Here is a 15323-nt window from a genome sequence, read left to right on the forward strand (position 1 = left end):
GCTTCCGCCCCCTTGCCGTGCCACGACACATCGGCGTTGAGCATCACCCAGCGCCCGCCGGCGAAATCGTTCTGCAGGTGGTCGATGGCGATCACCGGCGCGGCGATGCGGTGGCCGTCTTTCTCGCCCCAGATGAGCGCGCGCTCGGTGGCATCGAAGGTGCCGCTGCCGCCGACCCGCTTGGCGCTTTCCTGCTGGCTGAGCCGGATCACCGCACTATAGGCCGCTTGCCAGCGCAAGCCTTCGAACTCGGGACGCGCCGCCGCCCGCGTCAATCCGGCGGCGCCGGGCGTCTTCTGGTAATCGCTGATCAGCAGGCGGCGGGCAAAGGCGTAATTCTCGGGCTGCGCCGTCCAGTGGCGGCCCTGACGCACCACGGGGCGGGTGAACGGCCGCCCCCCGAGCGTCAGCAGATTGCCGCCGCGCACGAGAAACGCCTCAATCGCCGGCCATTGCGCTTCGGGAAAGCTCGATCCGAAGGGCAGCACGAGCAGTTTGGTGTCGGCGCGCTGCAGCGTCAGCGCCAGATGATCGGCGGCGGCAAAATCGGCGCCCTTGAAGACGCGGTGCAGCAGCGCGGCCGGCACCGGCTGACTGTCGGCGGCAGGAAAACCCTTGTCCTCGAACACCACCACGCCGGACGGTCCGGCAACGGCCGCACCGCCCAGCGCCAGCGCCAGCGCCAGGATGCCGCCAACAAGCCAGCATTTCATGGCGCCATTCCGCCCCCGCTTGGACCCTGCCCCGTCAGGCGCGATGATTGCACCGCCCTGATGGCGCGACAATCGACGCCCAACCGGCAGATCAACAGAAAGGTGCGGCATCGTCATAGTCGCCATCCGGCCAACGGGTTTCCACGTCCCGGTCCGGCGATCGGGCGAGGGGATTGAAGACAGGACGGGAGCCGCTCGTCACAGCCCCCGCCAGCACGCCTGGGAGCGGGAGGGTTACCAGGGCGCATAAAAACTCATGACGGCGCGCGAACGCTGCGCCGGGCGGCACGCCGCAGCGCCACATCGCGGTGCAGCAAACCAACACGTTCGATCGCTGTGGTGCGGAGCAGAGGTCAGATTGGTGTTGATAACGCGCACGCCGAAACCCCATGACGAACAACTCTGCACACCCGACGACAGCCTTATTGCGGCCCGCTGCCCGGCATCCACAGGCGTCTAATCTAGGCCGTCTGAAAACGCTTTCCAAGTATATAAGAAAACGTTTTACTATGAGCCGCAGCGCGTCGCCGGCAAAACAAGTTTACCCACGCGGACGCCAATTTTTCCAATATTGACAAGGGGGTATAGAACAGCCCAAGCAGACATCATTCTGGCGCAGCACTCGGGCGCGGCAATATGGCTCCCCGCACTTTGTGAACGTTGCCCAACCCCGACGAGAAGGCCGCGACGCCTCGCCGGCGAAGTGGTCCGTCCAATGTCTCTCGACGCCAGCAAAGAAGGTGATGTCCTTCCGTAAACTTCGATTTTCACAAGCCTGCTCCGGATGATAAGTCTTATCGCTGGAGGCGCTTGAACAGCTGATGGGTCGCACACGCGTGAACGCATCAATCCGTTCTGCAGGAGCTCGCCGAGCCCGGGGAGGTCCCCATGCGGCGGACTAAAAGCCGGCGGTCGACTGCGACCGGGCCGACGGCGCTTTCGCTCGACCAGATTGTCGACCACAGCCATGTGCTGGTGGAACTGACCGAGGCGATCAACTGGCGCCAACTCGAAAAGATCTATGTCCAGACCTTCGTCCGCCCCGGCGAGGATCTGGCGCTCGGCGCCCGCCTGACCGTCGGTCTGGCGATCCTCAAGCAGCTTTATGAGCTGTCGGACGAGGTCCTGTGCCAGCGCTGGGCCGAGAATCCCTATTACCAGTTCCTCTGCGGCGAAAAGGAGCTGCAGTACCATCCCTCGTTCGACCCCGGCCGCATCGGCTTGCTGCCGCCGATCGGCGATCGCCGTTTCGGCACCATCTTCCGCGAATGTTTGGCCGGCACCGACGCCGACCAGGGCCTGCACCCGAGCAGCTCGCTGCTCGATTTCGTCAATCGCTGGGCCAGCGAGAAGGCGGCGCAGCGGCAGAACCCGACCCCAGCCAAATCCGAAACCACCGGCAAGCCGGCCAGCATCTTCGACGTCGCCAAGCTCGCCAGCGTCTCGATCAAGACCGTGTCGCTGGTGCTCAACAATCGCCCCAACGTCAGCGCCAAGACCCGCGCCGCCGTGCTCGAAGCGATCCGCGCTCTGTCTTATCGGCCCAATGTCTTTGCCCGCGGGCTGGCCAGCGAGCGCTCCTATCTGATCGCGCTGCTCTACGACAACCCGTCGATGGGCTACATCTCGGAGCTGCAACAGGGCGCCCTCGCCCATTGCCGCGACGCCGGCTACCACCTCGTGGTCGAGCCGCTCAATGCCCATACCGAAAACCTCGGCCAGGCGATCTCGACGCTGCTCGCCAGTTCGGGCCTGCACGGCATCATCCTGGCGCCGCCGTTGTGCGACATGCCGGAAGTCATCGACGAGGTGATCCGCACCCAGACGCCATGCGTGCGCATTTCGGCCGGTACTTATGTCGAGAAGCTGCCAACCATCGGCATCCGCGAGCAGAAGTGCGGCTACGACATGACCGCCTATCTGATCAGCCTGGGTCATCGCCGCGTCGGCTTCATCAAGGGCCATCCCGACCAGAGTGCCGCCAAGGGCCGTTTCGAAGGCTATTGTTCGGCGCTCGATGATTTCGGCCTGCCGCTTGACGACAGCCTGTGCGCCCAGGGCTTTTTCACCTTTCAATCGGGCAAGGACGCCGCCGAGCAGCTGCTGGTGCAGGACGATCCGCCGACCGCGATTTTTGCCGCCAATGACGACATGGCGGCGGGCGCGATCGTGGCGGCGCAGCGTCTCGGCATGAAGGTGCCCAACGACATTTCGATCGCCGGCTTCGATGATTCGATGGCCGCCAAGCTGGTGTGGCCGCAGCTGACCACCTGCCGCCAGCCGATCCGCGAAATGGCCTCGGCCGCCGTCGACCTGCTGCTCAAGAACGGCAAGAGCGGCAGCCCGATGCTGCAATACCTGATGCACGAACTGGTGATCCGCGATTCCACCGCCCCGCCGCCATTGCGCTAGGGCTGCGCTTACGCGGGCTTGCGGGTCCGATTGAGATAGGTGATCTCGGCCCGCGCCAGATGGGCAACGCCGGTGAACACGATCTTGACGAACCGAAACGGTTCGGTGCCGGAATGCGAATAGATTTTCGGCCGCCAATAATCATAGATCGTCTCGATGCTGGAGAAGGACTCGGTGGCATAATCGAGTTCCGTCCAGCTGTTGCCGTCGACCGAGCCGAGCAGCGTCAGAGAGGATTTCTGGGTCTGCTCGAAGGCGTGCAGCACGAAGCTCCTGAACCGCCCCGGAACGCTGTAGACCAGCTCCGAACCGGCATTGCCCGCCAGCCGGTTGCGGATTTCCTTGTATTTGCGGTCGTTGCCGCTGACCGGTTCGACCTTCTTGAAGAAGGTGGCCTCGTCGAGGCTGCGCATGGTGTCGATCTTGGAGCGATAGGCGACCGTGACCGGACCGACGACGTTGGAGGGAATTGAGGCGCCGACGCTGTTGATCGAGCGCACGCGATAATAATAACGCCCGCCGACCACCGCGCTGGTGTCGTTGAACAAGGGAAAATACGGCGTGGCGCTGTCCGAAACATTGGGGCCGACCGTTTCCCACGGACCTTCGGCCGCCTCGGCGCGCTCGACGACATAACCGGTGGCGCCCATCGCGCCGCGCCAGGAGATCGCGGTGACGCTGTCGATCGGCAGCAGCACCGGCGGCTGCACCGCCGAGACTTGCGGCGGCGGCATGCCCTGGATCTCGAACGCCTTGCGCCGGATGACCCGCAGCATGTGGGCTTCGTCGTAGGCCTGACCGGAGGGGAATCCCGGCCAATGCAGCGCCTTATGGATGCCGCCATACGGTTCGCTGTGCCAATAGAAGCCGCCGTCGCGATTATGAAAGCGCAGGCTCCACAGCAGCACGCCGACGACGCCGTCGGAGCGCGCGATGACGTTCGACAGCACCGTGGCGACATCCTCGGTCGAGACGAATCCGAACTCGCCGATGATGTAGGCCTTGCGGCCGGCGATGGTGCGGATGTTGTTCTCGATATGCGCCGGGATCGTCGACGGATCTGTCTCGTAGTGATGGGTGGTGACGATGTCGATCGCCGGCTCGACCAGGGCGCCGTATTGCACCGAGGGCACCGCGTTGCTGAAATCGCCGCGGCCGCCGTCCATCACGAGGTGATTGGGATCGAGCGACTTGATGAAACGGGCGATCTCTGCCGTCCACTCAAAAGGGGCGAACAGTTCGCTGCCGGTTTCCCAGCACAGGATCGCCTTGTCGTCGCGATAGGGCACGCCGGTGACCGTGTTGGTGCGGCCCAGCACGTAGCGAATGGTGGCCTTGAAATCGTCGATCAGCTCGCGGTCGGTCCAGAAGTCGTTGGGCTGCTTGCCGCGAAAGGCGGCGTAGCCGGGGCGCCCGCCCATCCACTGGTAATTGCTGACCAGCGACACCACGATGCGGATGCCGTATTCGTTGGCCAGCGCCAGCATCGAATCGAAACAGCGAAACGAGTCCTCGTCGAACTGGCCCGGGGCGAGCACATAGCTCGGCGCCTCAGGCGGAAACTCAACGGACTTCACCGGAAACGAGTAGATCCGCAGCACCCGCCCACCCATCTCGGCGACGGTGGCGAAGGCATCGCGCATTTCGTATTCGGTCGGCAGCCGATACGGATTGGAGCGCCGGAACTGCATGTCGTCTTCGATGTAGTTCAGATTGGGAACGTTGAACGAGACGAAGCGGAATGGCTTGCGCCCATCCATCAGCACGCCGTGATCGACGCTGATGAAGTGCTCGAATGCGGATGTCGCAGGGGCCATGATGATACCAAGCACGACTACAGGCAGGGCGTTACCTCGCCTGCCGGTCACGCCGAGGGCGAAGAGGAATTCGGACGCAATTTAGACCAAAACCATGGGCGTACCAGCCGGATTTCGAGCATTGATGGAAGTCATATTGCCCCTTGTCGAGACCACCGACGACGTGAACACCCCACCGTGAGATTGCGGCGAGCTTGTGGCAAAGCGGGCGCCCGCACGCCGCGCCGCTTGAGCATTCTCGACCAACAACTCTGGCGCGCAGGAGCGCCAGATCGCTTGCCGTTAACGGTAAGCGATTTCCGCCCGCGCCAGTTCAGCGTTGCCAACGAAGACGATCTTGAGGAATCGCGCCGCCGAAGTTGCCGACAGCCGATACAGTCGCGGCGACCAATAATCGTAATTGGATTCGCTGCTGGCATACGTCTCGGGCGTAACATCAAGCGCGCGCCAGGTCTTGCCGTCGTCGGACGCCAACAGGCGCAGTTGCGGTGTGGGCGAACGTTCGAAGGCATAAAGCGACAACGATACGAAAGCGCCCGGCACCTGGTAGACAATTTCCGATCCGGCCGCGCCGGCAAGGCGATTGCGGATCTCCTTGAAGCTGCGGTCATCACCCGTCACCGCCGCGACCGCCGTCGCCGCGTGGACCAGCGACAGGTCCTTCATGGTATCAAGCTTGACCTTATAAGCGACCGTCACCGGCCCGACGACGTTCGACGGCGGCGACGCCCCGGCGCCATTGCGGGCCACGACCCGGTAATAGTAGCGCTCGCCGAGCGTCGCGCCGGTATCATTGAACAGCGGGAAATAGGGCACGTCGGCATCGGAGACATCGGCGGCGACAACCGTCCAGGGTCCGCCGGTCTGGCTCGCGCGCTCGACGCTGTAGCTCGATGCGCCCATGGCCCCGCGCCAGGTAATATCGCCAACCGAGGCAAACGGCAGCAGTTCCGGCGCCGCGGGCTTGGCAACCAGCGGTTCCGTGAGGCCGCGGATTGCGAATGCCTTCTTCCGCATCAACGCCATCATGCCGGCTTCATCATAGGCCGCGCCGGAGGCGAAGCCCGGCCAGTGCAGCGATTTGTAGAGCCGCCCGCCGAACGGTTCGAAGTGCCAATAATAGCCGCCGTCGTCGTCGTGAAACCGAAGGCTCCAGAACAGGGCGCCGGAGATGTCGTTGTTGGCACCGACAACCGTATCGAGAATGGCCGCGTTCACCGGCGTCGGCGCAAACCCGAACTCGCCGATGACATACGCCTTCTTGTGGCCGATGGCGGCGATATTGCCGTTGATGTCGCCGACGATGCGGCTGACATCGGATTCGTAATGGTGCGTGGTGACGATGTCGATGGAGGGCTCGTCGAGCGCGCCCGGCTGCACCGAGGGGGCGATCTCGTCATGATCGCCACGGCCGCCGTCCATCACCAGATGATGGCGGTCGATCGACTTGATGGTGCGGGCGATCTCCACCGTCCAGGCGAACGGCGCCTGCAATTCGTTGCCGGTCTCCCAGCACAGGATCGCCTTGTCGTCCTTGTAGAGCGTGCCGGTGACGGTGTTGCGGCGCTCGAGCACATGGCGGATGGTGGCCTTGAAATCGGCGATCAGCTGGGGATCGGTCCAGAAGTCCTTCTCGCTCTTGCCGCGGAACGCCGCGTAATTCGGCCGCCCGCCCATCCATTGCCAGTTGTTGACCAGCGGAAAAATGATCCGCACGCCGTACTGATTGGCCAGCGCCAGCATCAGATCGAGGCGGCGGAACGATTCCTCGTCGAATTTTCCCGGCGCCACGACATAGGTCGGCGCCCCGGCGGGAAAGCTGGCGCTCTTGACCGGCACGGTGTAGATGCGAATCGCCTGCCCGCCCATCGCATTGATGGTCGCGAACAGGTCGCGCATCTCGAACTCGGTCGGCAGACGATAGGGATTGATCTGCCGGAAACGCATGTCGTCTTCGGTGTAGTTGAGGTTCGGCACGTTGAACGACACGAAGCGGAACGGCTTGTCGCCATCCATCAGCATACCGTTCTTGACCGTAACGAAACGGTCGAAGGCATGCGCGGAAGGCATCAGCGACAGGACGGCGGCCAGGATCGCCAAACAAAGCGGGCTGCGATGGCGCATGGCGGTTTCTCCAAGGTCAAGCGAGAGCTCTAAGGCCGGGTGCAGAGCGGCGCGACGCTGCCGGCGAGATCGGTGCGCGCCGCCGGCCCTTCAGCGGTGAATTCGAGATAGTTCTTGGCGGTACCGAGTTCTTTCCACGCCGGCAGACCGTTGCCGTTGGGATCGCCGGTCTTGGCGAAGTTGGTCCAGTATTCCTGCAGCGGCGGCCAATGCGCCAGCCCCTTGGGCTGCCAGCCGAAAACATAGGACAGTTCGGCGCCGTGCTCGACCGGCATATTGGAGCCGTAGGAGCCGAGATCGAACTGGTACTGCCATACTTTTTGGCCGCCCGCATGATGGCGCGTGGCGGTGAACGCCGACGGACAGCGGAACATCAGATCGGTCGAGACGCGCGTGGCGATGCTGCCGAACAGCGGATCGTCGGCAGGATTGTCGGTGCCGTCGAGGCCATAGAGCTTCAGCGCCAGCGCCGCCTTGTCGCCGAAACCGGCCGCCACGGCTAGGCGAACCGCAGCCACTCCGCCCGGCAGCGCAATCTCGCGCGCGGTAATGCCGGTGATCAGCGGCATCTTGGCCTCGTCATGGCGTGCAAGAATTGCGGCCGGATCGCGCGGCACCACCAGGCCATCGACGACCAGCTGGTCCCACATGAAGGTCGGATTGTCGATCGTCGTCGGTGCCAGCTTCTCGGCCGCATCGAGCAGCGACGCACCGGGCGCGGCGCGCAAGCGCGCCGCCACGTCGGGACCCTCGGCAAGGCCGGCGAAGCGCACGAGGTCCTTGCCCAGCTTTTCATTCTGAGCCAGCGTGCGCGGCACATAGCCGAGGCCGGCCGAACCGCTTTCCTGGATCGCCTTGTGAAACAGACCGCGCGCCAGCGGCGACAGCATCAGGATGCCGGTGTCCTGGGCGCCGGCCGACTGGCCGATCAGGGTGACGTTGCCGGGATCGCCGCCGAAATTCGCAATGTTCGCCTTCACCCACTTCAGCGCCGCGACGAGATCCATGATGGCGTAATTGCCGGAGGCGCCGTTGGCTTCGGCGCTCAAGGCGGGATGCGACAGGAAGCCGAAAATGCCGAGGCGATATTGCACCGTCACCAGCACGACACCGCGCTCGACGATGGTCGATTCGGTATAGCCGGCATTGGACCCGGCGCGGTTGGCACCGCCGTGAATCCACACCATCACCGGCAGATGATCGGCGTTCTTGGGCGCGTGCACGTCGAGGGTCAGGCAATCTTCCGATGTCTTCTCGATCTGGATTTTCTGCAGGCACGGCGGCGCCTGTGTGGTGGCGTCACGCACGCCCTGCCAGGCGACCACCGGCTGCGGCGCTTTCCAGCGCAACGGCCCGACCGGCGGCGCGGCAAACGGAATGCCGTAGAACAGCGTGTCGCCACCGCTGCCATCGACACCGTGGACGATGCCGCCGGTCACCTCGCGATCCGCCGCGGTGCCGGGCGCGGCGATCACGCCCGCCGTGAGAACGCCGAAGACCGCACACCGCAACACATCTTGGAACCGCATGGATCGCACTCGCTTGGAACAGACACAGCACTCCGTGGACGGCCGGGCCGTCAGGGCAAAGGCACAGGACAGACCGCTTTCGGCCGCGGCTTCGGCGCCACGACACCGGCAGCCATCGCAGCCTTCACTGGCGCCGGCATGTCGCCGAGCGCGAGCATGCGCGGCTGGGCGAGAAAGGCGCGCACCAGATCCGGCGTGTTGCAGGATTTGCACTCGCCTTTGCGCGACCAGGCGGCGTTGAGATATTCCCCGCCCCACAGCAGCACCCAGGCGGGATTGATCTTTTCCAGCATCGCCGGCGACGGCACCTTGCCCGACTCGGCGAGCGCAAACGGCGTTCCGGGGAAAGGCGCCATGACGGCAGCGCGCCCGCTGGCGAACTCGGGGCTGTCCGAACTTTCCTGATAGACGTCGACGCCGACGATATCGGGCTTGTGGCGCTTGGGAGCATAGAGCCCGGCTTCGGTCTGACCGCTGTTGGGCGACCACACCCAGATCAGGTTGTCGAGCTTCTGGCGCACCGCCAGTTCGTCATAAAGCGCATCCCACAGCTGCGCGAACCCATCCTTCTTGCCCCACCAGAACCAGCCGCCGTTCATCTCGTGATAGGGACGGAACAGGACGACGATGTTGCGATCCTTGAGGAGCTGCAGCGTTGCGGCCATGGCGTCGACATCGGCCAGCCATTTGGCATGTTCGGGCGTGCCCGGGGTCAGCAGCGCCTTGAAATCGACCTCCGACATCGGCCGCTGGACGCATTCGAAAACCTCGCCGCGCAAACAATTCTCGAGCGGCATGCGGGCGTGCCAGGTCAGGGTGACGAGGCCGCCGGCCGCGGACTGCGCCGCCGCGCGATCGATGAGATAGGTGTGATAGGGGGGAACAGCGATGGCATTCATCAGCTCCAGGCCGAGCACGGCCGGACGCTTGCCGGTCATCTCCTCAAGGCGTTCGGCCGAGGAGCAATCGAGATAGACTTCGTATTCGTTGACTTGCACGCCGACCAGCGATTGGCCGCTCCGCTGCAGTTGAGCGATTTCGCCGAGGATGGCCGCCTTCTTGGCGGCGATAGTATCGGAAGAGGCAGCCTGGGCGGACGCCGACAAAAGCATCCAACCCAGGCCAAAAGCTACAGCAATATCACGCAAACGATGCGCTAACCGGGAGAGGAAGGGCATAAGTGCACTGCATAGCTGCATCTGGCGACGGCTTCCGGACGAGGTAGGGGCTAGCCCTTCCACCGCCGCCAGAGCATTCCTTAGAACCGGTAGCGGCCTCCGACGGAAACTTCGCCGGCCCGGCTGTAGTTGGTGAACCGGCCGTTGACGCGGCCGAACAGTTCGATCCCGTTGGTGATCGGACCGGCAACATCGACCCCGACCAGGACGGCATTCTTGTCGTTGCCCTTCCAGCTGTAGGTGAAGTCCGAACCGGTCAGAGTCGCGAACTGGCCACCGACGAGCTCACCGCCCTTGGTGAAGTCGTGCTCAAGCGCGACCAGCAGGCTGGCCTCGATGCGCCGGCCCTGCTCGGGACGCAGCAGGTGCAGCCGCACGCCGACATCACCCATGAAGGTGTCTTTGTCGATCGACTGGTACTGCAGCGCCAGGGCGCCACCACCGGTTTCGGTCGCAGCATCCTGATGCACGCGAGCGAAGATTCCGCGCAGGTATGGCGACACGATGTCGTTGACGTAGCTGGTCGAGACCTGCAGCGAGCCGCCCCACGCCCAGCCGGTCGGAGCCGACTGTGCGGTGCCGTTGCCGACGAGATTGCGGTGAATCTTGCCGTCATACGAGTTGTAGAACACCGTGCCGTCGATGCGGGCGTTCTTCACGCTGGCACCGCCGTACGCGGCCACGTCATAGGTGTTCGAGGAGGCATTGGAATCCTCGCCGCGCACGTCCATGGTCTGGTTGGCATACGAACCGGCAATACCGACCACCGCGTCATGCCACGGCAGCTTGTATTGGGCGCCGGCGTCGAGGCCGCCGGTCGTCGTCGAATAGCCGAGACCGCCGCGGCCGACGCTCTCGAGCTGGCCGAACGGTGTCATCCATACCGAGAGCTCGCCGCCGTCGCGCGCCTTGGCGGCACCGGCCCCCGGAAGGCCCATGTCGATGCGATCGAACAAGGCGTGGTTGAAGTCGTAGATGTTGGTCCGGTTCGCCTGCACCATGTGACCGGTGGCCTGGGCGCTGGTGGCCTTTTCGGTCACCACACTGTAGCCGGTGCTGGTGACCGACAGACCGACGATCGCGCCCGCCGTGTTGCCGTTGGTCGAGACGTTGGCGAACGAGCCGCTGACCGACGCCGCCGACAGGATCGGGAAGATCGAATTGCCGTAGGAACCCTGGTCGATCGTCACCATCAGGCTGCCGCCGACGGTCGCCGCACCGAGCACGTTGAGCTTGGAGGCGCCGGTCGGAGAGATTTCGACCTGCAGCGTGCCGGTCGAGCCTTGGGTGTACTTCGAGACCGTCAAGGTGCCGAGCGAGCCCGAGGTGCCGCCGGGCTTGACGATGCCCGAGGAATTGTTGACCACGGCATAGATCGTGCCGTAACCGCGCAGCGACGCGGCAGTGCCGTTGGTGCGGGTGACATTGAGCGTCATGCCCGAGCCGTCGGTACGATTGGGATCGCCGAAAATGGCGCCCGGATGGGTCGCATCGCCGACCATGAAGACCGCGCCCGGATCGAGAATGATCTGGCCGAGGTAGGGATTGGCCTTGGTGTTCTGGCCGTCCATGACCAGCGTGCCCTGCACCAGCTCGAGCTTGGCGGTGGCATCGGTCGACGTCATGATGCCGCCGAGTGTCGACGTCCAGCTACCCGGCATTCTCAGATAGATGTAGGTGTTGGCACCCATCTGGATGTTCGAGTTGGCGCCGAACGTGACCGACGAGGTCGTCCAGGCTTCACCGAGGTCGAGCGCGGCGCCGTCAAGCAGCTGGAGCGTGCCGAGAAGGTTGGTGTTGCCGTTGAAATGCACGGTGCCGTCGCCGCAGGCTTCGACGATGACCGTGCCGCTCGAGTTGATCATGTTGGTCAGGCGCCACCAGGCACCCCAACCTTGGGTCTGGCCGCCGGTGATGCGCAGCGATGCGCCCTGTTCGATGTTGATGACCGGCGCGCCCGCCGTCCCGTCGAGGGCGTTGGCGCTGACGATCGACAAGGCTGGATAGCTGGTGCTGGGGTAGGCTTCCCATTGCGAATACTGCGACACCAACAGGGCGTCGGTCCCCGACGCGATGGTGACGGTCTTGTCGGTGGTCTTGTCGAGAAGATACGGCGTGTTGCCGGTCGACAGGATCGTTTGTGCCTGGGCCGCGCCGAAGCAGGCGGCGGCAATGATCATGGTACTGGCGGATTGACGAAGCCGACGGCGAACATTTCTCGCGTGCGTTTCCATCATAGAACTCTCCCAAATTCGGCAGCCTGTGGCCGCCTGTGTAATGCAGTGGCGCTTCCGTCCGCCGCCGGATGCTGGTGCACCCGGCAGAAGACAGAAAAGGCCGTCAGAACTTCACCCGGATCTGCGTGGTGTACCGCGTGTCGGCGACGTACCAACTGCGGTTCACGCGCTCGTTGCCCATGCCCATGTAGAGGCGGGACACTTCCTGCGTCAGGTTGGAGGCTTCCAGCGTCCAAGCGACGTTGTCGGTGAGGGAGTAGGTGAAGTTGAGATCCAACGACCCGGACGGATACTGGAAGACCGGAAGCGCATAGCTCGTGACTGCACCCTGCTGGCCTGCCGTCTGACCGCCGATCGGCGGCAGATTGTTCAGGTAGTTATAGGTGCCGGCCGTTTCCCACGCCGCGGTCGAGACCAGGAAGTCGTCGCGCCAGTTGTAGGCCAGGCGGAACGAGATCGGGCCCTTATCGAACATCACCGAGGCGTTGTAGGTGTTCTTCGACAAACCGGTCAGCGGCAGGTTGTTGATCCTGTTGCCGCGGATGTCGAAGGCCAGCGCGCCGGGCTGCTTTGAGTCGATGTAGGTGTAGTTGATATCGACGCCGAGGCCGTCAAACGGTGCCGGCAGGAAGCTGGCATACTTCTGCAGGCCGACTTCGTAGCCATCGACCGTCGCGGTCGCCCTTTCGTTGAAGAACTCGGTGACGTCGGTCGGCACCGACAGATTGCAGGTCGCGTTGTACTCGACGTCCGGGCAACCCATGTCGGTCACGCCATTGTAGGTGTGCCCCTTGGCGCCGCTGGAGATGATCAGCGGCAGGGTGGTGTTCTGGGTGACGCGTTCGGTCGAGATGAAGTTGTGGATCTTCTTGTAGAACGGCGAAACGTGAATCTGGCCGCCCGACGGGAAGTAATACTCGATCGAGCCATCGAACTGCTCGGCCTTCTCCGACTTCAGGCTCGGATTGCCCTGGCTGCCGGTGAAGTAGCTTTCGTAGGTGCCGACGTAGTTGCCGTAGGCGCCGCCGCGCGGATCGATCTGGTAGAAGCTCGGACGCGATACGCCCTGCGAGAAGGCGAGGCGGATATGCAGGTGATCGGACGGCAGGAACTGCAAATTGATCGAAGGCAGAACGTCGACCTGGGAGTGGCCGCCCGAACGCGGCGTGATGCTCTGTTTGGACGTGAACAGCAGTGTGTTCGCGACCGAGTAGCCCGGATCGTGGATCTGCAGCGGCGAGCCGGTCGCCACCCAGTCGGTGACCGGAACGAAGGCGGTCGGGAACATGATCGCCGGGATCTGGAAGAAGCCGCTCGAGTGATCGCGATAGCCCGCGACGCGCACGCCGACGTTGCCATTGAAGGGCACGATAAAGTGGGTTTCGTCGGCAAAGTCGAGCTGGGCATAGCCCGTGATCGACGTTTCCGTGATCTTGGAAAGATCGGTCGGCGCGAACTGAATGGCGGTGGCGGTGTCGCCCGGCGCGCCGAACAGCTTGTGCATCGTGGTGTAGCTTTCGGTCAGCGCCTTGACCGACGGGAACACGATCGCCGACGGCAGGCCGGTCTGGCCGTTGAACAGCGTCGACATGTCGTACTTCTGCGAATAGGCCGGATTATCCGAGAGATAATGGAAGCCCAACGTGTAGAGGGATTCGTACTGGCCCTGGGCGTTGATGCCGCTGCCGTACCACGGCGTCAGGTCCCGGTTGTTCCAGTTGGTCTCGAAATCGCGCTCGCCGCGATAGGTGACCTTGAGACCGGTCTTGAGGTCGCGCAAGAGGCCGTGGTTGCTGAAGTTGTAGGTGGTGTCGAGATAGCCGGCAAATTCCTGGCCGCGGTCGCTGCGCAGGTGATCCATCGTCGACAGCCAGGTCAGGTTGTTGGCGTTGGCGAGGTCGATGGTATTCGTCGACATCGTCAAGGTCGGCGTCTTCGAGCTGCCATACGGGCTCAGCGCCAGCGAGTAGTCTGCGAGGAACGCGTAGGCATAGGCGCCGTTGTTGTTCTGCTGCGAACGCGAATCGACGAACTGCAGCGCGAACTTGGCGAGGAAGTTGTTGGTCGGCTGCCAGTTGCCGCCGATCGAATAGTCGCTCGTCGTGTTGATGCTGTGATCGCGATAGGATTGGAAGTCGTACGGGATCGGCTGGTAGTTCCAGCCCGACGCCGTGCCGCTGCCGAGATCGGCGCTGCCGACATACATGAAGTTCGACATGCCGGTGGTCGAGGTCAGGTTGCCGTTGGCGTCGAACGTCGACTTGCTGTCCGGCGTCAGGACCACGTTGGCCGAACCGTTGACGTACATCGCGTGGACCAGCGAGTTCGACGTGTAGCGCGAGCGGAAGAAGGTCGCGAACAGGTCGAGCTTGTCATTCGGGCGCCACTGGAAAGCGGCGTAGAGGCCGAGGCGGGTACGGTCGTTGTCGCTGCGGTTGAAGTCGATGCCGCCCGGCACGTAGACTTCCTTGGCGCCGGGATCGCCGAGATAGGGAAGGCGAATGGTCGAGCTCTGCAGGCCCGGGTCCCACACTTGCGGGAAATACGGCGACACCTGGATGCCGTCGGCGCGGGTCGCCAGATCGGAATAGGCGACGTTCAGCAGCAGGCCCATTTCGCCGACCGAGGTGTTCCAGCGGTCGCTGATGAAGCCGACGCCGCCGAGGTGGCCCTTCTGCGAATAGTCGGCGAAGTTGCCAGTCAAGGTCGCGGCCGCCGATAACCCATCAAAGTCGAACGGCTGGCGGGTGCGCAGATTGACGACGCCGCCGAAGCCGCCTTCATCCATCACCGCCGACAGGCTCTTGTAGACGTCGACGCCTTGGGCCAGTTCCGGCGGGATGTCTTCCCACGCCAGATTGCGGCCGTTGATGGCGCTGAAACTGTCGCGGCCGTTGAGTTCGCTGACCACGTTGGTCAGGCCGCGGATCTGAATGCCGGTGCCTTCGCCGGTGAAGGTTTCGGAACTGCCGCCCGTCATGATGTGCGTGACATTGACACCCGCCACGCGCTGCAGAACTTCGGTGATGGAGTTGTCGGGCAAACGGCCGACGTCTTCAGCCGACACCGAGTCGACGATCACGTCAGACGCTTCCTTGACCTGAATGGCGGAGGCGATAGCCGCCCGCTGTCCGGTCACGACGATGGTTTCCATCTGGTCGGTATCCGCCGCCGACGCCGATTGAACCGACGTCGTCAGCGCCAACGCGGCAACCGCCGCGGTACAGAATAGATAGGATTTCGTTTTGGCCGTCCCAGAGACGGCTCGACACAATTCACTACGCTTCATTTGGGCGTCCTCTCCAAAAACAGA

At 63.6% G+C, this 15323-nt stretch carries 8 protein-coding genes; 1 reads left to right on the forward strand and 7 read right to left on the reverse strand.

Features of this window, described 5'->3' with window-relative positions:
* A partial coding sequence (locus AC1P6P_RS10640) for a hypothetical protein (RefSeq protein WP_481402416.1) occupies positions 1-713 on the reverse strand: 713 nt, incomplete at its 3' end.
* Positions 714-1601: 888 nt separating this feature from the next.
* Between AC1P6P_RS10640 and AC1P6P_RS10645 the strand changes: the two genes are divergently transcribed.
* A complete protein-coding gene (locus AC1P6P_RS10645) occupies positions 1602-3125 on the forward strand; it encodes a LacI family DNA-binding transcriptional regulator (RefSeq protein ID WP_481402417.1) in 1524 nt (507 codons plus the stop codon).
* A gap of 8 nt (positions 3126-3133) precedes the next feature.
* Here AC1P6P_RS10645 and AC1P6P_RS10650 read toward each other — a convergent pair whose 3' ends face one another.
* From AC1P6P_RS10650 to AC1P6P_RS10675, 6 genes are all read right to left on the reverse strand, one after another.
* The gene (locus tag AC1P6P_RS10650; protein WP_481402418.1) at positions 3134-4942 is read right to left on the reverse strand and encodes a glycoside hydrolase 5 family protein; all 1809 of its coding nucleotides are present in this window, start codon (positions 4940-4942) and stop codon (positions 3134-3136) included.
* Between the two features lie 282 nt (positions 4943-5224).
* Entirely contained in the window at positions 5225-7066 is a 1842-nt protein-coding gene (locus AC1P6P_RS10655) for a glycoside hydrolase 5 family protein (protein ID WP_481402419.1), read from the reverse strand.
* A gap of 29 nt (positions 7067-7095) precedes the next feature.
* Entirely contained in the window at positions 7096-8595 is a 1500-nt protein-coding gene (locus AC1P6P_RS10660; RefSeq protein ID WP_481402420.1) for a carboxylesterase/lipase family protein, read from the reverse strand.
* Between the two features lie 50 nt (positions 8596-8645).
* Positions 8646-9707: a glycosyl hydrolase gene (locus AC1P6P_RS10665; RefSeq protein WP_481402421.1), complete on the reverse strand. Its 1062-nt coding sequence runs from the start codon at positions 9705-9707 to the stop codon at positions 8646-8648.
* 146 nt (positions 9708-9853) lie between these two features.
* Positions 9854-11953, reverse strand: coding sequence for an autotransporter family protein (locus tag AC1P6P_RS10670; RefSeq protein ID WP_481402422.1), 2100 nt, complete (start codon positions 11951-11953; stop codon positions 9854-9856).
* A 160-nt stretch (positions 11954-12113) separates the two neighbouring features.
* A complete protein-coding gene (locus AC1P6P_RS10675) occupies positions 12114-15299 on the reverse strand; it encodes a TonB-dependent receptor (protein ID WP_481402423.1) in 3186 nt (1061 codons plus the stop codon).
* Positions 15300-15323 lie beyond the last annotated feature (24 nt).

Source organism: Rhizomicrobium sp., from assembly GCF_056722145.1.